This is a genomic window from Collimonas sp. PA-H2, from assembly GCF_002564105.1.
Taxonomy (GTDB): domain Bacteria; phylum Pseudomonadota; class Gammaproteobacteria; order Burkholderiales; family Burkholderiaceae_D; genus Collimonas.
Genome location: NZ_PDBX01000001.1, coordinates 210,278 through 227,981, shown reverse-complemented (window position 1 = coordinate 227,981; position 17,704 = coordinate 210,278). Strand labels below are relative to the sequence as shown.

Genomic DNA, 17,704 nt, shown 5'->3' with positions numbered 1-17,704 from the left:
CGTCCGCTTATTGCTTTCAACCGCTGACCCGCAGTGCCATGGTAATAGGCTCACTCTCGTTCATGCTTTCCGGTTGCGTTACAGCCTTTGCACCAGCTACGGATCCATGCACACTTGATCCACAAAACAATCAAGGGCTCCGCGCTTGTACCCAAGATGAATTACAAGGTATTAATAGCTGGCAAGAAAGAACGAAACTTAAAAATTGAACCTCACGATTGATAACCCATTTTAAGGAATGTTCTGATGAGCCGTCCGATTTGTTGTGAAGGTGATGCCACGACCCACGGCGGTAAGGTGATCAAGGCAAGTGGCAGTTTTACAATCGATGATCGCCGCGTCGTCCGCGTAGGCGATTTGGTGACTTGTCCAATTCCAGGGCACGCGATTAATCCGATAATTGAGGGTGACGGCACTATGCTGGATGAAGGTATTCCGGTCGTGCTGCATGGGCATCGCAGCGCATGTGGTTGCGCGGTGATCTGTACTGCAAATGCGACGGTTGCAGCGTAATTCTTTTTTATATATTTCTCATGCCATTGACTTCAAATATAAATATTCATGCGCAAGATGGTGTTGACGGCATATTGAACGTGCCACTTGGCAGGGAGAACATTGCGCCAGTTCTGGCCGTAAGTAGTGCTCCCTCAATTTTCCCGCAGAACTCCAAAATTAATGAAGCGGCACCTGGCGGTCCATCTGTAGAAGATCCGGTTCCTAAGGGGCGCTCTGTGCTGGCGATTTCGATTTATGCATTAATTGCGCTCGCCGCCGCCGCATTGGTCTGGGTCAAATATTCCTAGTTGTGAAAATCAACGTTGCACGCTTGAGTTCGGTTATATACTTGTCATTTTATAGTTGTATTTTGTGCAATGTTTGTTGGTGAGTGTCCATGCGCAGCGAATGTTTGTATGCGACGACGGGCAGATTTCGGGAATTTGCGATTGATGGTTAAGGGTAACTACAGACGCCTCACAATTGAAGAGATGCAGCGCCTCGCCAGCGAGCGAGGTGGATTGTGTTTGTCTAAAAACTACATTAATTCCACGACCAATTTGCTGTGGCAATGCGCTAAAGAGCATCAATGGAATGCGACTCCGGCAACTGTTCGAAGAGGGAGTTGGTGCCGGCAATGCTGGCTGAACGGCAGACGCCTTACCCTAGATGAAATGCAGCGGATTGCGCTCAGTCATGATGGCCAATGTCTGTCAAAAACCTACGTTAATCTTGAGACCCAGTTGCGCTGGCAATGCGCCAAGAAGCATAAGTGGTTCAGTACCCCCTCTAGCGTAAAAAGTGGTAGTTGGTGTCCAATTTGCGCATATTCCCACATACGTTCGAGCTTGGAGGATGTGCAGCGAATAGCGAAAGAGCGCGGCGGCGAGTTTTTGCCAAAAACCTATCGCAACGGCAAAGTACCGGTGAGTTGGCGCTGCGCTAAAGGTCATGTATGGAAGGCGACAGGTCACAGCGTCATTTCCGGTAGCTGGTGCATGAAATGCGTTCACCAAGGACGACGCGGCACTATTGAGGAAATGCAAGCGATTGCGGTTTCCAGGAAGGGGCGCTGTGTATCCAGCACTTATGTCGATTCCTCAACTAATTTGGAATGGCAATGTGCGGGAGGCCATACCTGGCTCAGTACTCCCAGGCGGATCAAACAGCATTGGTGCCGAGAATGCGCGCTTGTAAGCCGGCGGTTGGGTATAGAAACGATGCAGAAATTGGCTGCACAGCATGGTGGGAGTTGCTTGTCAGAGGTGTATAAAGACCTTGAAACGCCGTTGACATGGCAGTGTATTGAGGGGCATCGCTGGGAGGCTAAGCCAGCGGCAATTAAGGTAGGTACCTGGTGCCGTGAATGTCGTCGTATTGCGCAAGATCAGCAAAAGAAGCTGAACAATAGTAAGAAGATAAAACGATTCTCAATGCCAAAAGTTCTTTAAGTCGTGGACTGAATATCCCGCGGGTATTCTGATCTGCCTTTGTTCCCACCGCAGATGGAAATCACGAAAAATTTGCCCTGAGTTTGTGTCCGACAATACTGAATACAGACTATTCAGAGCGGCACATGGCAAAAGACACTGAGAAGAATGCGCCCGGCCTCTTCGGCAAAATGGGCACGTCGGCAAAGAAATGGTTTTCTGGGAACGTCGAGAAGGTGGACGACTTGGGTAAGGACGATCCCTATGCGTTTGACTTCGGGGCCGCATCGCAGTCTCTCCTGGGAACCGGTCGTCGCGCCGCCCGCATGCGCGCACAGATCTATCAAAAATGGTCGTTCATGGAAGGCGACCCGATTGTGTCCGGCGCGCTGTCGCTGATTGTCACGTCCGCGCTCGGCGGTCATGAGACAACGGGCAATACGGTGTTCATCGAGAAAAAAGCCGAGACCATCAAAAATATCAAACTCGCCAAGATGGTCGATGAGATCGACGCCGCCCTGACGCCGAAACTCAACCAAATGGCGCATTGCATGGCCTATAACGGGGCGACCTTTGGCGATAGTTACGCGCGCCCCTACGTCGATAGCAGCGGCATCCGTGAATTATATTTCGGGGAGATTGTCCGGCCGCCTATGGTGCAAGCCTACGAGAAAGGCAATCGCACCGTGGGATATATGGTGTATTCCGGCGCCAAGGCGATCGAGCGACTGGATACAACGCAACTGCTGCGCCTCAAAATGCCGCGGCAGATCTGGGTGCCGCAGTTTGCGGTGCAGGACAAGGTCATCAAAATGGCCTTGTCGGAGAATGACCTGGATGAACTGCCGATATTGCCGTCGATGGTGGGCGGCTCCTTCTTGCACCAGGCGGAAGAGGCTTACGACCACCTGTATGCGTCACTGCTTGGCCTGATTGGCCAGCGCTTCGCCGATTCGATTGATGAGCGCGTGCTGGGGTTCAATGGCGATGGCATGACGGCGGACCAGAAGAAGAAATTCGGCGAGGGCGTCATGACCATGCTGAAGCAGGCCAAGCAGCGCGCGCAGTGGGCGATTGAGCATGGACAGCCGATACTGGAGAAATTCACCACCGTGCTGCCGTACCACGGTGACAAACAGCTCACGAATTTATCCCAGCTGGTCGGCGACTCGGGTCGCAATGGCGAGCTGTCGATCGAGGATGTGATGATGCACGCGCGCTTGCTGGGCGGTGCGCTGGGGGTGGATCTGTCGATGCTGGGCTTCGCTGATCAATTGTCTGGCGGCCTGGGCGATGGCGGCTTCTTCCGCGTCAGCGCCCAGGTGGCGGAAAAGTCACGGATCATCCGTGGCGCACTGTCCGACTTCTTCAATTCCGTCATTGATCTGCACACGATGCATCGCTACGGCATCGTGTTTTCGGAAGAAGAGCGTCCCTGGAACATTAATTTCTACGGTTCGATTTCGGCCATGGAAGCCGAGAAGCAGAGAACACGTCTGGAGTCGGCAAACTCCGCCGCTATGCTGGCGCAGGTCATGTCTCAAATCAAAGAGATGGGTCTGGATGAAAAGACGACCGCCATGTTCCTGGCGAAGCAGATGCTGCTAGACGAAGATGAGGCGGCCGCCTATGCCAAGGCCATGGTCGCCAAAGCTGCCGAGGAGAGCGATATTGGGGCTGTTTGATAACGTTGCCAGCAGCATTGCCTTGCCGAAGAGCGCGGGCGCCATTGCGGCCATTGGTCAAGCCAAGAAATATCTGCCACCACGCTTAGGGGCGCTGGTCAATACCGGCCTAGGTGTCGGCAATAAGCTGCTGAGCGGCGATCTGGGAGGTGCTGCGCTCTCTGTACTGGATTCGGGGCTACTCGCGAATTATTTCCCGCGCGTGGATGGCCTGGCCGCATTGGCAGCCTATTGGGCCACGCCGACACCGCTATTGGGCGGCATTACTCCGGCAGAAGCCAAGGCGATTTTTGACGAATGTTCCGCAACCCGGTATGCCAAGAAAAACCTGTTTCTGATTGAAGTCACCGATCTCATGCCGTCCAGTATGGATTCGTTGGTGTCGAAGCTGATGGCCGGCGACGGCGCCAGCATGTTCAACCTGTTTGCAACTGAAGTAAATTATTCGCCCTGGACGATTACAGGGGACAAGATGCGGGTCGGGTCAGCGTCGATAGATTCGGTGCATAGTTTGGAATCTGTCGACCTGCGACTCACGACTATGGACGATTCGGTGGGTACGCTCAAAAAATGGTTTGAATCGAAAGCGGCAGCGGCGACCAAGCGGGACGGCTGCGTCGGCGTACCCATCGAATACCTGGTCAAGATCCGTATCTTGCATTCCTTTATTACCGATGCGAGCAATCGCGGTGGCTACGAGAGCGTTCTATATATGCGCCCGGCCAGCATTGAATTTGACCTGTCGCGGCGAGACGACACGGTGCAGGAAATTCAAATGACGTTCTCGCAGTTCGATTCCTTCTTTCCGGTAGCCTGACATGACCATTCAATCCGATAGCTTTGGCTTCCTGGTAGGTGATCCTGCTGATTGGGGCGAAGCGCTGAAATTATGGGCGGCTATTCAGGATGACGTGCGTGGCATCCGCCAGGCGCTCACCTCAAGCGTTGCTGCCGCTAAACGGGCCACTCAGAGCAGTACGGCCCCAGTTCTTGCATTACCACGCCGTCAAAGCGCCGCGGCTGCGAAGGTGGTACAGATCACCTCCAGGACGGTTGTGCAGCCTACGTCGTTGCTGAAGACGGCTGTTGTCAGCAAGGATGTGCTGCGGGCGGCCTTTCCTACAACTGTGCGCCGCGATGCCAATGGCAGGTTCGTGCGGACAGATAGGGCGATTACGCCAAATGCGCCGCGCGCCGGGCAAGATCAGCCGAGTGAACGCAATGGAAAGGGCGAAAGCACCGATGGCCGCTCGGCTGTTTCGGGAAGAATCGGCGCGGTGGGAGCCATGGCATCGAATGCGATCGACCGCGCGCCGGATGTGGATCCTGCCATCGCCGCCGCCAAGGAACTCAGTGCGATTGTGACGCCGATCGGACGTGGTTTCGGCAAGATGCTTGGCCGTGACGGGGAAGAAAAGAAGAAGGTTATTTGGTTCAAGCGACTCTGGACCGAGTTACGGGGATTACGCCGGGATGAGACGGAATTCAGCAAGGCGCAACTGCGCAAGCTGGCCGCGATTGAGAAGAAGCCCGCCGCCGGCAGCAGCTCCGGGGGATTGCTGAGCCGTTTGGCGCCAAAAATTCCGGGACTCGGGATGCTGGGAAATTTGCTTGGAAAGGGTGGTAAGGGGTTGTTCGGGCTCGGCAAGGGCTTGTTCCAGCGCCTACCATTGCTGGGCGCAATGCTGGCGGGCGGTTCTGCGCTGGCCAGTATGTTCGGTAGCGATGATCCTGACAAAACGCCGGCAGAAAATCGGAAAGACCGCTTTGCAGGGGGCGGCAGTGGCATCGGTGCGTTGATTGGCGGCGGCATTGGGCTGGTTTTTGGCGGTCCGATTGGCGCGATGATCGGCGGTTTTATCGGCGACAAGCTAGGTGAAGTCACCGGCGAATGGCTATCCACCTTTGACTGGAAAGAGATTGGCGACAAGATCACGGCAACCTGGGACGCTGGCGTTCAGAAATTCAGTGACGGGTGGGATGCGATTACGGGTTTTTTTAGAGATAAATTTGAGATTGCCAGGAATGCCGCCAATGTGGTGAAGGATCTCGCCGTTCAGGCGGGAAACGCAGCTAACGATGTCGTCAAAGAAAAAACTGGTGTTGATGTCAAAGCGAACGTGACCAATGCCGCTGCGACAGTCAAGAATACGGCTATCACTGCTGTAGAGGCTGTCGATCAGCATGTGGTCAAGCCAGTGACGGCCGCCGCTGGCGCTGCTGCCAATTATGGGCAGGAACGTGTTGCCAAGATGGCGGCACCGATTGGCCGCGTGGTCAATGGGCGCTGGCAGGCGGCAAAGGGCTATCTGGTCGACGGAGCGAGTTCTGCCGGCGTCGATCCTGGCGTAGTGGCGCAGATTGCGCACTTCGAGAGCGGTTTCAATAAGGATGCCGCGCCGATCCAGAAAAACGGCAAGAAACTGTCGAGTGCCTATGGCTACGGCCAGTTTCTGGATGGGACTTGGACCGACAAGATCAATAAATATGGTGGCAAGTATGGGGTTGATGGCGCCGGGAAATTGTCGACGCAAGATGCGGAGAAATATCGAAGGGATCCTAAAATTCAGGCCGGCATGCTGGCTGAGTTCACCCGAGAGAATATTGAAAAGGGGAGGAAGCTCGGCGGTACGGACGACGCGGCGAACGTGTACGCGTATCACAATCTCGGCGATGGTGACGCCGGCCGCATCCTGAAAGCGGTGAAAAATAATCCAGAAACCTCTGTGCGGGATGCGCTGGTGGGTGGTCGTGAGGTCAGTGATGGCGAGCGCTTGCGGATTGAGGCCGTAATCAAAAACAATAAAAGCCTGTATGGTGACGGGACGATCTCTGCTGGTGCCGCTTATAAAAATATGGGCAACAAGATGCGCATGGGCGAGTTCTTTGCGCAGGATGCGAGAGCGATGCAGGCGAAGAGTGCCATTCCATCGCTAGCCGGGACGTCGCAAGCAGCAGCGGTACCGAATATCACAGCTGTCCCGAATATACCGACCGCGTCTATTGTTGCGAAGATGCCGGATATTCCTGAGATCGCGTCAATCGCGCCGGCGACGCAACTCAATGCCAGGCCGTCGAGTACGTCGGTGACGGTCGTGGCGTCGAAGTTTGATGTTGGTCAAGACTTACGTGATCGGAAGATTGCTCATGTGGTGACTGGAGGAATGTCTGCAGGAATCTAGCGACATGCTGTTCTCACATATCCTTTGTTACTTAATCTTTGCCCACGTAGCGATAGCATCTGAGAACAGCGCATGCCCTATAAGAGGGCTCAAATCGGAGTCGGTCTTGATCGCCTGGTTTGGGACCTTGTTTGCTATCCATGCATCGCAAAAGAATAGGATTAAGTCCACTTCATTCTGCTTAACCGCCGCCAAGCTGATTTTTAAGAGATCTGCAAACTGTACGTCGTTGAGTCCCGCTGGCAACATCCATGTTTGGCTTGCTCTATCAAGCACAGGCTGAATTAAAGGATTCAGGCGAACTAAATTTCCATCGACGATAGGCTTCCCGGACACTGAAGGGAGATGGCCGCCAAGCACCACGTGAGAGATGAAGCTGGCGGCATCTGGAGGATCATCTAGGATGCTCGTTGCCAGTTCACGAATATCATTCTTCAGTCCTGGCGCGACTTGATGGTGGACGAGATTGGCATATTGTGTTTTTTTGAACTGCGCGTCTTGTATTGGTAGCACAGTATTGCCATTCCCGATACTGAGCGCGCGAATCGATCCAAGAGAATCTGGATACCGAGGCACCCCAATATTGGCAACAGCCTCAATAATTCCGGCCAGTACAGGATTGTTATAACCACCCACGCCGCCGTCCCAGAAATTCTGTGTCACATTGCTGCCTTGGATATTGAGTTGAGCAGGTTGATCGAAGTAGTTAACAGGAGCAGTGCTCGACGCGTGAATCGCTTGCGCTAATGTCGGTGCAGGTGAACCCGGTGAGCTATTTGACAAAGATGAGAGATCTGAGCGGAAAAATACCGCACGCTGTCGGTCGTAGTCGAAAGCCGGGATAAGAAATTCAGGGCTTCGTCCTCCCTTGCCCTTAATACATTTAGGAATTTTGTCCAGAGACATATCCCCATAATTCGTTAGCAGATTTCGAAGACCTACAAACTTGCGTGATGTAGAAAATTTTGGACCAAGTCCAACCAGAGCTTCCAGCACCGCATCAATTGGATGCTCGAAGGGGTTGAGCGGCACGAATATCTTGCTTCGCTCAGAGCTGTCCAAAAACAATTGAAGGATCTTGGAAGGAGACCAATTTTCAATCAACCCTCCCAAAACAAGATTTCCACCGGAGTTCGCCGTCACCAAATCAAAATGGGACAAAATTTCATGTCCCGATATATCTGGGCCGAATATTTTCTGGAGCGCGCGCGCCTGGATGAGTGCCCACGTGCCGCCACCATCAAGCGACAAGATGCGAAAAGTCATGACGTCTCCCTCCCATTTTTTGTGAGTAGTTGGTATGGACTGAGACTGCGGTGACGCCTTGCGGCAATCCTATCCTGGCGCAAGCTGGGATTATTTTTCACTTTAGCAGCTTCCCTGATGGAAACAAGTTTACATTTTTGATATGTGAAATTATTTCTGGTGGGAATTGTTGGGGAGCCGTAATGATTTGCATATGGCGATGTTGGGGTAAATGCGACAAACGGCGCCGAAAAGGTTGAACGTGGAAAACTCCCCCGGTTTGTACCTTCATCGACCGGTAAAGTTAGGCGCATCATCTAACTTACCCCCATGAGGGAACCATGACCGTATCCAATCCCGCCTACCTACAGAGCCTCTACAACACCACTCGGGCGATGGGCGACAAAGCCATCTCCAGCGATGCCGCCTTCGAAATCGAGGGCTTTGAGCAAATGTGGCTGCTGACCAAGCAGTTTCCGTGGCCTGAGCTCTCCAGCGCCGGCGAAATTGAAATCCCCATGCCGCTCGGCGCGGCGAAGTGGGAGGCGCAGCAGGCCAAAATCAACCAGCAAGGCCAAATTACCTTGATGGAGACCAAGGCCGGCCACGTCTCCAAAATGATGCTGAACCTGATCCGTACCGGCGGCAAATTCAATGCCAAGGTGTACGAAGGTACACCGTCCAAGTTCTCCGTCGCTAAGCCGATTTATGATTGCTTCATCCAGCTGGATAACCCGGATCGTGATTGGGAAAACCGTTCGCAGGTACTCAATATCTCGGGCACGCTGTTTTTCCACTACTTCAACGAAGAAATTCCGGGCAATACTTAAGCGCCATGGGGGAGCTTTCTAAAACACTGAAGGTGCTGGCATTGCTCTTTTGCGAAAAAGAACGGCCGGTGGGTATTGTGCTGGAAGAAGAAACGGTACTTGCCCAGGCGCTGGCCGCCGCCAGATATTGCGGTGGCTACGGGACGTTTGACGCTTTGCTGTCGGCGACCACTAGCGCACTGACGCTTCCTGAGGTGCGTAACCCGTGGGAGTCTTCATCGTCGTATCCACGTTTTCCTGTTCCGGACAACCTATATCCGACGAGCGATTTTGTCGAGATCGACACGCCGCTGACGCAGAGCGAATGGGCAATCGTGCGCCCGCTGTTCATACTCTACGTCGAGCGAGAAAACGCCGTCTACCTGGAGGCGTCGCGCTCTCTGGGCGTGGACGTCTATGGCCGCTCGGCATCCGAGATTGCCCAGGATATCGTCCAAAAAGAGACGGACGTGCAGCGCTTGATGTTCTGCATGCCGATTGTGACGGTCTAGCCGATGCAGATGATTTTGTCATCCGGCACGGTGCTGCGCGGCGATCTGCTGCTGAGCGTCTGCCTGCATTCCGATCTGGCGCCGGTGCCGATGACGCTAGAGGCGGTTGTCAGGGCGACAGAGGCAATGGTCGCGGGGCTGCAGCAAGGCGAAACCATCAGCGTAGCCAGCGAGGGGTACGTATTTCGCATCGTTCAGGTTCAGCGCAGCAAGGTGTCTGCGAACGTCCAGGGTAACGAGCAGATGGCAGCGTTGCACATTGTGGCGCTGTTTGAGCCTTGTCATCAGATCGCGTTCCGCCGCAAGACAGCCGTGATCAAAGAGGGCGCGACGCTGGGCAGTATCTATGGCGCCTCTGGTGCGCGCGTCAAAATCAATGCGGATTGTCCGATCGCACGCTTTGCCTGTTACGCCGGCGGCGTGCCGAGCTATGAAGTCGCCAAGGTGCTGCAGGAAGAGGGCGGCGCGATTTATACAGACGGCCGTGAAGTCACGTTCATTCGCCTGCAGGATATTTTTAAGCAAGAGCCGATTCTGTGCCTGGAACAAGATACGACCGAGAATATCGATAGCGGCTTCATGGAGCGCCACGAGGTGCCGTCTTTCTTTTCGACTGACGCATCCGGTGCATTTGTCTATGGCAATCGTTCCAAGGTGCGCGCTATTGGCTATCAGCCAAGAACCGATACCCGCATGCTGTGGAACATGACCCGCGCGCTGATTCAGAAAAAAATCTTGAAATCGGACTATTTACCTACCGTCAATGCTGGCAAGGTCATTCAGATAGAGCGCGTCAACTACGCCATCATCACCGCTGCACATGCCTTTGAGAGCGGATCGGACGGCGGCGATAGCCGCCTGTATTCCAAGTTCTGGCTTGGCACGTTGGAAGAATAACTATGCTGCCTTCCCGTATTCCCGGCATCGTCCGATCCTACCTGGCGGCCTCGCGCGAGTGCCGTGTCGAGATTCCAGGTCTGACAGATGGCGCCGATGTGCTGCCGTTGGCGGAGATTGAATATCCGATTGGCGACAAGAGCAAGGCGGCCAGTCACGCGACTGAGATCGAGATAGTTGCAGGTGATCTTGTCTGGTTGGCATTCGAGGGCGGCGACCCGCGCTACCCGATCATTACCGGCTTTCGAAATGCTAGGGCCGGCAACGCGATTGACTGGCGGCGTTGGCACCACGCGAACATTGAGCTGACCGCGGACGGGATATTCCGTGTCAACTGCGCGCGCTACGAGATCAATGCTAGCGAAATGGTCGACGTTAAAACGCCGCAGGCAACGTTTTCCGAAAAGGTTACTTCCGTTGGACTGCTCACGTATCAAGGCGGGTTGGCAGGTTCCGGCAGCAGCAGCGGGGCATCGGCCAAGATACAAGGCGGTATTGAGAATACCGGTGGCGAGATTGTCAGCAACGGCATCGGAGTGGAATCGCACCATCACGAAGAACACGATGGCCCGCCTACTGGCCGCGCAAAAGCATAATTAACTTCACTTAGGAAAGAAATGGCAAAGAATCTCATTTTCAGCTTTGACGACATGGGCAGCAAGAAAGATGCGGCAACCCGGACGGTAGTACGCTATTTCGCGCGTGCGGGTTCCCATATCGTCCAGGGCGATATATCTCCCAATATCAAGCGCTCATCCGGCGTGTCCTACCGGGAAATGATGCTGACGTTCGCCGACAGCCAAGTGGTGACGTTCTCCATAAAACAATCGGGGGATATTTTTCAAGTGAAATTGAACGGGAGGGTTGTACCGCTCAAACATCAGGACGACCAGGTGGCGGCCATTGGTGAGATGGTCGGCATGATGGATGCAGGCCGTTCCAAGTTTCAGGTTGCGATGGCGAAGGTGCGTATCCAGTTGCCGGATAGCATACGGACTGCTGCGCCAAGAATGGAGATCGCCTTGCAAGAAAAATCGATGGCATTGGACACCGCCATTGCTATGATCAAGGACAATATTGCTGCCTTGAGCGTTTGATTCTAATACTGATACCGCTGATTTACGCTACGAGGCCAAGCTCAATGAGACGTATTGCCATGGCAGAAATCGACACTCGAAACTCATCACATAGCTTAGGAAACAAAACTCCTCCGTAACGCGTAGCCGTCGCCAGAATTGCAGCCTGCTCATCAATATTAGAATTGAAGACGCTTTCAGGGTCGTGTGGCCTCAACCAGTAGGCCGCGTTGTCCCCAAATTCGAATGGTTTTCGCGATCCGAATCGAATCTCGAAAGCTTTGAATACCAATTTTTCTGGCATTAGAAAACAAGCAGCAAAGTGATCCGCTTGCCATTCTTTTGCTGTTCGTTTTATTTGCGCAAGACTTCCACCGACAATTGGGCGATCACGATGCATCACTTCGTCATCGTGGAGAATGTAGTGACCGAGCTCGTGAGCTCCAGTGAACCTCTGGGTTGTCTCACAGAAAAGATCACTAACTTGGATTAGTCCCTGCGGTCGATTGAGAAGCCCGGCAACGGCAAAGTGTTCTCCCCGGTGACCAAACCGTCCAAGGTCGGTACAAGCTTCATACCTGATCCCATGAGCAGCAGCTCCAATTGAAGGATGTAACATTTCCACAAGGGGACCAGAGTCAATGTTGAGTTTGACCCGATTACGCCAAATAATCTTATGGGTGTCGTAGGCTAGTGATGCAATTTCATCTTTTTCCATGACAACCCACTATATGTAGTGTTTGTGAATTTTATATTACTAGATATTGCGGATTAAGACAATGGCAACTTCTGAGAGAGACGCTATGGAAGCAAGGATATTAAATACCACTAGAATACCAATTATAAATCACGTAAACATGGAAAACCTTCAAAAGTAGCACTACGTCACCGCGTAATAATGGAATTGCACATACCGCGTGGGTACTTCACCTGCGCCGACATTGGGGCAAATCTTAATTACGACAAGGGTGATCTATGCCAAAGCAACATGCGGAATATAACAACGCAAAAACAGAAAAAGTCAGTACGTTTTACACGAAATTGAAGGAAACTGCGGTCAGCAGCACCGGCGTGTTTGATTCTGCCAGTGCCGGTGCATTCATTGCTGATGCCCAAAGCCTATCCGTATCGATTACTGGCGTCGAGGTCCCAGAGGATCTGCAGATCCTCTTTGATGAGTCGGGCGATGGCCGTGCCGGCATCGCTGGCGCCATACTGGACGGTGCGGCCTTCTACGAGGCCGAACACGGCGTCGAGCCAACCGCCGACGTGCTGCAATGGGCCATCCACCAAGCCTATGCGACGTCGGAAAGCGCGCGTTCCAAGTACAAGCTCGACTCGGCCTCCAACCTGGCGCACGATCCGATGTCCTTGCAACAGAACCGCGCCGTAATCTCGATCACGGCGGCCATGGCCGAAGCCATTCCGGTGGCGAACTACCTGCCGGCCGATATCGGCTCTAACGAAGCGCCGCTGGTGATCGTCTCGCATGAAGCTGGTAGCACCTTCGGTCATTATGGCGCCGGCGACCTGATGGATGGTGTCTTGAGCGGTCGAGCCTATACCTCGGCACAGCGCACCCACTTGCTGAAGCGCACCGGTGACGACTTCGGCGGTAAGGTGACGCCGATTCAACTGACCGCGGATACCTGCGACCAGGATGCGCCGTCGGCCAAGTTGCTCAAGGGCCGCACCATCATCTACATCAACGGCTTGCCAGTGGCGAAAGAGACCAGCGCGGACGCGCCGGCTTCTGCCTCGCCGATCAGCGGCTATGTGCGCCTGGGCAGTACGCTCTTTACCGTGTCCGGTTCGATGAATTCTGATACCGGCGCGGTGAAAGTCACGACCGTGCCGGCCTTGCCAGCGAATACCCCGGTGATAGCTGAAGCGGTGATCGATTTCGAGAACAACAAGGGCATTATCCCGATCGTCAATACCATTGCGACGCGCTTTATCTTGCGTGCTTCGCCATGGAAGGCCAACGCCTTTGTGTCGACCGATAGTCAAACGCAGATGGCGAATGAAATCGGCTTGAATCCCATGGGCGAATCCATGCTGGCCATTCGCAATCAATTTGCCAACGAGCGTCATTACCAGGTGCTGGAGAAGGCCGCCCGCATTGGTGCCAACAACGCCATGGTTTGGGATTTCAAGTGGGATACCCAAGGCTTGGAAAAGACCCGTGCGCAGATCTGGCAGGACGGCACCTGCATCCTCGGTGCGGCCAGCCAGCAGATGGCGGAAGACACCATGGATCACGGCATCACGCACTTGTACGTCTCGAAGAAGATGGCGGCGATGCTCCTGGGCCTGCCTAGCACGCTGTTTACGCCATCCGGTGTGACTGCACGTCCTGGCATCTATCGCGTCGGTCGGCTGTTTGGCCTGTACGAGGTGTATTACTCGCCGCGTATCGTGGATGTGGACCATAAAACATCGCGGATCATCTGTATCGGCCGTTCGACCCAGGTGGCGCGCAACCCGTTCGTCCTCGGCGACGCCGTGGCGCCGATGTTGATCAACATGAACGCCGACGAAGACCAACGCTACAAGCAGGGCTTCTATGCGCGCAATTTCACGGCGGTAAATCCACATCTCCCGTCCGCGATGGGATGTGCTGTCATCGAAGTGATCAATCTCGACTAATCCACCCACACTGAAGGAGCAGCACAAATGGCAAACACATTACATTTGGGCGCTTCTTCCCTGACGGGGAAGAGCGTCAATGCATTGGTCGAAGAGGCATTCGGGAAATCCGAGTTTCCTCTTGCTTTGCGACTTACGAATAACACACCGCGCAACCTGGTGTTTCCGGACGTCCGGGCCGAGCTGAAACCCAATTTCAGCGCGCCAGACAACCAAATTGAGGTCACGTTCAAGGATCACGCCCAGCTGACGCGCTTTGCGTCGGACGTGGATTCTCTGTCGGAACTGAACCAATGGGGCGATGCGATGGCACTGGATACGTTGGAAGACGGTCGGCCTGATGAGGTGGCCGCCAAGGTTCCAGCTACCGGTAAAAGCCAGAAAAAGGCTACCGCTGAGCCTAGGTCGCCGGCGGACACGCCAGCGGACGACGCGGCCAATACCGACAAAAAATAAGGAAATTCTATGTCTACTGCTTTTAACCGGCAGCTTGGATCCCAGTCGGGCGTGCAACTGAACCCCTTGCGGGATATGACCGATGGCTATGCGCCGGATAACTCCGATCAGGTGTTTGGCATCATCATGCGCGCCACGCGCGGGCGCATCGATAAGCCGTTCCGTGTGAATCGTGGCAATTTCCAAAAGAAGCTAGGCCGCGGCGAGTCATTGCGTGCGTCGGCGCTGAACGAGGCGCATATCCACGTCTATGAGGCTTTGCAAAAGGGCGCGGCTTCAGCGGTGGTACAGCGTCTGACGACCAGCACCGCCGTGCTGTCGACTATCATCGTGGCCCAACCGGAGGCCCCAGCGATGGACTTGCAATTTACGGTTGCGGCTGATGTGCCGACCGACAAGCCATTCTTGTTGTCTGTAAAGCATCTTGAATGCTACAACGACGGCGTAGTGGTCGAGCTGCATGCTGACGCGGTGACAGAGAACGGCGCACCCGTTGCTAATCGGCAGGTGACGCTGCGCTTGCGCGATAAAGACCGCAATACCCTCTACGAATTTGTCGGGTCGCTCAATCCGGACGCCCTGGACGACTATCAGCAAAGCGCCTATTTGCCGGATGTGGTGGAGCGCACGACAGAAAACGTTGAAGTGCTGGTGGGCAGTGGTGCCAAGATTGCGCCGACATCGAATGCCTACGGACGGGATGCCAATGGCCGGCCCAAGTTCGCCATCTCTCCTGTGATGACCTATTTTACCGAGGGCAGCACCGCCTACGGGGTATCGGACTTTGCACGCGCGCGGGATTTGCTGCAGAAAACGGAGCACGACTACGCCTATATTGTCAGCGGCGGTTCGCATGCGTCGGCGCTGCTGTCGGCGTTGGCCCAGCTGGCCTATGACACCAACCGGCAATTTGCCTGGGACGTGCCAGGCACACTGTCGCCGGAAGCGGCGATGGCCTTCATTGCGCAACTGAACTTCGATTCTCACTACTGCCAGGCATTCTGGGCGCCGTTGAAGTCAGACGACCCGCTAGGTCTGAATGGCAAAGTGGTGCTCGGCACCTCGGCTTACAACGTGGCCCGTCGTTGTTTGCGCAATGCCCAGACGGACGCCAATGGCTTTGCGCCTAAAAACTACCCCATTGCCGGTAAAAACTGGCCGCTGGATAGAACGGGCATTGTTCAGATCTACTCGCCTGACGACGATTTGAGCGATCTGGCCGATGCCAAAATTAATCCGGTGATCTACGTCAAATACAACGGCGGCGGCAAATACGTGTTCAGCGATTCGCTGACCTGCGCTAAGACGGCGGTGTCGATGAAGAAACTGATCTCGGTGGCGGATATGTCCAGCTCGATCGATGATTGGGTCACGCGCTTTGCCAAAGAGGCTTTACAGCTCCCCATGGAAGTGTCCGTCAAAAAGACCGATGCCTTTCTTAAAAAGCTGTTTAAGGATGCCAAGACCGCTAAATGGATCGTGCCCAGCACTGAGATGGACGGGGAAGCGTTTCAGTATGTGGTGCAGCCCAATGCGCTGCGGCCGGCAGATCGTATGGACGTGTCCTATTCATTGAAATACGACGGCACCAATCGCCAAACCTTTGTTACCCAAACACTATCCCGCTAATCGGGCTTTACAAAATGAAAGGAAAAAGATGAGTCATTTAGCTGCAACAGCGATTCGCAATACCTTGCATAGCAAGGATGTTGCGCATAAAGGCCGGCAGGCGGTGCTGGATTCCGCGTCTGATGCTGAAGACAGCAATGCCGCGGCGGACTATGCCGCTACGCATATCGCACTGGGTACGGCATCAACCATCCAGGAGTGGATCGAAACCGATGATCTGGATGAAGATGAAACTCTGGCTGATCGCCTCCTGGCGAATATGGTCGGTCTGGTCGATGCGAACAAAGACGGTGAGCTGAGCGACGACGAAGCCGACGTGCTGGAAACAGCGCTCGAATTCGCCTGGGACTACCTGGCCGAGAAGGGTGTCTCGGATGAGGATTGTAGCAAGCTCCTGAACGATTGGGACGAAGCAGCCGCAGACCGGATCCGGGATCTTCTGGCCGCTAGCTTGCCGGATGGCGACGATGCGTCGAGCGCCGATATCGACAATTTTGTTTTTGGCGACGAGGGCAGCGATGCAGTGCTGGACGCCACCTACAAGAAGCGCATGGTGATCCGCAAGGGCAAGAAGGTGCGGATCAATAAGCGGATCTCGGGCCGGGTTCGCCTGACTGCCAAGCAGAAAGTCAGTATTCGCAAGGCGCAGATGAAGGCGCACACGGCCAGCGCCACCATGCGCCGCATGAAGTCGATGCGGCTGAATCGGAAGATGGGCTTGAGCAAGTAATCGTTCTCAACTTGAATTAACACTTCAATACAGCGGGCAGCCAGGTGAATCGGCTGCCCGCAATTTTATGTAAGGTGGAAATATGGCAGCACCTGGGCAGGGCACGACGGCAGACCAGCAGATCCTCGGTTCCCAGTGGTTAGGACTCTCGGATCATTTGATTGCCAAGATTTATCCAGTTGACAATAAGGGGCTGCGCGCGGGGCAAGAGCAGATAGAGGTGCATGCACCGGTGACTGCCGGCGGCAATATGGAAGCAACCCTGAATTGGCAGTCGCCATTCGAGCAAAGCAGCCCGGATAGCAAAGCGCCGGCCTTGATTGCCATGCTGCAGTCGGGCGTGCTCGTACCAGGGATGAACGATTTTTACTCGTTCTTCGGTTGGAAGTCGAAGTCGACGTCGGGAAATGCCGATGTTGGCACCATAGAACGCAATATCAAGAAATTTGAGGGACGCACCGGCATCACCAAGTTGAACTCGACGCAGATTTTTACTGGGATGCCACCCATCAAAATCAATGTATCACTGGTGTTCCGCGCGTTTAGCGACCCAAAAAGGGAGGTTGCGGCACCGTTGCAGCAACTATGGGCCTGGGCGTTGCCGCAGAAACTCAGTGGCGATAGCCTGGTTGCGCGCGCCGCCGGAGGTGGCGAGGGCATCGACGGGGCCATCAACAGCATGTTCCCGTCCGTCGCGCCGCAGTTGATCGGTTTTCAGTATAAGCAGCGGACCTTGGCGCCCATGGTGATTGAGACGATAGGCGAGCCCATCGACGCGCCTATCGATCAGGATGGCTATTACACCGAAATTACTATTCCTCTGACGCTGGCGACCCTCACCGCGCTGGACCGCGACGATCTGAAGAAGATCATGGGGCCAAGTTCCTATTCGTCCAATTAACTAAGGAT

General features: G+C 54.4%; 18 protein-coding genes. 16 read left to right on the top strand and 2 right to left on the bottom strand.

What is annotated here, in order from left to right; all coding sequences use genetic code 11:
* Positions 1-246: 246 nt before the first annotated feature.
* The 6 genes from BCF11_RS01025 to BCF11_RS01010 all read left to right on the top strand — a co-directional run bounded on the left by BCF11_RS01025 (position 247) and on the right by BCF11_RS01010 (position 6,792).
* A complete protein-coding gene (locus tag BCF11_RS01025; protein WP_098493094.1) occupies positions 247-513 on the top strand; it encodes a PAAR domain-containing protein in 267 nt (88 codons plus the stop codon).
* 20 nt (positions 514-533) lie between these two features.
* Entirely contained in the window at positions 534-803 is a 270-nt protein-coding gene (locus BCF11_RS27345) for a hypothetical protein (protein WP_143751222.1), read from the top strand.
* A 141-nt stretch (positions 804-944) separates the two neighbouring features.
* Complete coding sequence (locus BCF11_RS27340; RefSeq protein ID WP_143751221.1) at positions 945-1,946, top strand: hypothetical protein; 1,002 nt, start codon at positions 945-947, stop codon at positions 1,944-1,946.
* A gap of 125 nt (positions 1,947-2,071) precedes the next feature.
* Positions 2,072-3,610, top strand: coding sequence for a hypothetical protein (locus BCF11_RS01020; RefSeq protein WP_098493093.1), 1,539 nt, complete (start codon positions 2,072-2,074; stop codon positions 3,608-3,610).
* Positions 3,597-4,427 (top strand): hypothetical protein, encoded by an 831-nt coding sequence (locus tag BCF11_RS01015; RefSeq protein ID WP_098493092.1) that lies wholly within the window; start codon positions 3,597-3,599, stop codon positions 4,425-4,427. Before BCF11_RS01020 ends, BCF11_RS01015 begins: the two co-directional genes overlap by 14 nt.
* A 1-nt stretch (position 4,428) precedes the next feature.
* Positions 4,429-6,792 (top strand): hypothetical protein, encoded by a 2,364-nt coding sequence (locus BCF11_RS01010; protein WP_098493091.1) that lies wholly within the window; start codon positions 4,429-4,431, stop codon positions 6,790-6,792.
* 27 nt (positions 6,793-6,819) lie between these two features.
* Here BCF11_RS01010 and BCF11_RS01005 read toward each other — a convergent pair whose 3' ends face one another.
* Positions 6,820-8,058, bottom strand: coding sequence for a patatin-like phospholipase family protein (locus BCF11_RS01005; RefSeq protein ID WP_098493090.1), 1,239 nt, complete (start codon positions 8,056-8,058; stop codon positions 6,820-6,822).
* Positions 8,059-8,378: 320 nt separating this feature from the next.
* On the opposite strand from BCF11_RS01005, the gene BCF11_RS01000 reads away from it, so the two are divergent.
* From BCF11_RS01000 to BCF11_RS00980, 5 genes are read left to right on the top strand one after another with little or no spacing between them, the layout of a single operon-like run.
* Complete coding sequence (locus BCF11_RS01000; RefSeq protein ID WP_098493089.1) at positions 8,379-8,867, top strand: hypothetical protein; 489 nt, start codon at positions 8,379-8,381, stop codon at positions 8,865-8,867.
* A gap of 5 nt (positions 8,868-8,872) precedes the next feature.
* Complete coding sequence (locus tag BCF11_RS00995; protein ID WP_098493088.1) at positions 8,873-9,358, top strand: hypothetical protein; 486 nt, start codon at positions 8,873-8,875, stop codon at positions 9,356-9,358.
* A gap of 3 nt (positions 9,359-9,361) precedes the next feature.
* The gene (locus tag BCF11_RS00990) at positions 9,362-10,255 is read left to right on the top strand and encodes a hypothetical protein (protein WP_098493087.1); all 894 of its coding nucleotides are present in this window, start codon (positions 9,362-9,364) and stop codon (positions 10,253-10,255) included.
* A gap of 2 nt (positions 10,256-10,257) precedes the next feature.
* A complete protein-coding gene (locus tag BCF11_RS00985) occupies positions 10,258-10,851 on the top strand; it encodes a hypothetical protein (protein ID WP_098493086.1) in 594 nt (197 codons plus the stop codon).
* 21 nt (positions 10,852-10,872) lie between these two features.
* The gene (locus BCF11_RS00980; RefSeq protein WP_098493085.1) at positions 10,873-11,352 is read left to right on the top strand and encodes a hypothetical protein; all 480 of its coding nucleotides are present in this window, start codon (positions 10,873-10,875) and stop codon (positions 11,350-11,352) included.
* Between the two features lie 22 nt (positions 11,353-11,374).
* Here BCF11_RS00980 and BCF11_RS00975 read toward each other — a convergent pair whose 3' ends face one another.
* Positions 11,375-12,049: an ImmA/IrrE family metallo-endopeptidase gene (locus BCF11_RS00975; RefSeq protein ID WP_098493084.1), complete on the bottom strand. Its 675-nt coding sequence runs from the start codon at positions 12,047-12,049 to the stop codon at positions 11,375-11,377.
* A gap of 257 nt (positions 12,050-12,306) precedes the next feature.
* Between BCF11_RS00975 and BCF11_RS00970 the strand changes: the two genes are divergently transcribed.
* From BCF11_RS00970 to BCF11_RS00950, 5 genes are all read left to right on the top strand, one after another.
* The gene (locus tag BCF11_RS00970; RefSeq protein ID WP_098493083.1) at positions 12,307-13,980 is read left to right on the top strand and encodes a hypothetical protein; all 1,674 of its coding nucleotides are present in this window, start codon (positions 12,307-12,309) and stop codon (positions 13,978-13,980) included.
* 27 nt (positions 13,981-14,007) lie between these two features.
* On the top strand, positions 14,008-14,436 hold the full coding sequence (locus BCF11_RS00965) for a hypothetical protein (RefSeq protein WP_098493082.1): 429 nt from the start codon (positions 14,008-14,010) through the stop codon (positions 14,434-14,436).
* Positions 14,437-14,445: 9 nt separating this feature from the next.
* Positions 14,446-16,065, top strand: coding sequence for a hypothetical protein (locus tag BCF11_RS00960; protein WP_143751220.1), 1,620 nt, complete (start codon positions 14,446-14,448; stop codon positions 16,063-16,065).
* A gap of 28 nt (positions 16,066-16,093) precedes the next feature.
* A complete protein-coding gene (locus BCF11_RS00955) occupies positions 16,094-16,795 on the top strand; it encodes a hypothetical protein (RefSeq protein ID WP_233212327.1) in 702 nt (233 codons plus the stop codon).
* Between the two features lie 82 nt (positions 16,796-16,877).
* Positions 16,878-17,696: a hypothetical protein gene (locus tag BCF11_RS00950; RefSeq protein ID WP_098493080.1), complete on the top strand. Its 819-nt coding sequence runs from the start codon at positions 16,878-16,880 to the stop codon at positions 17,694-17,696.
* Positions 17,697-17,704 lie beyond the last annotated feature (8 nt).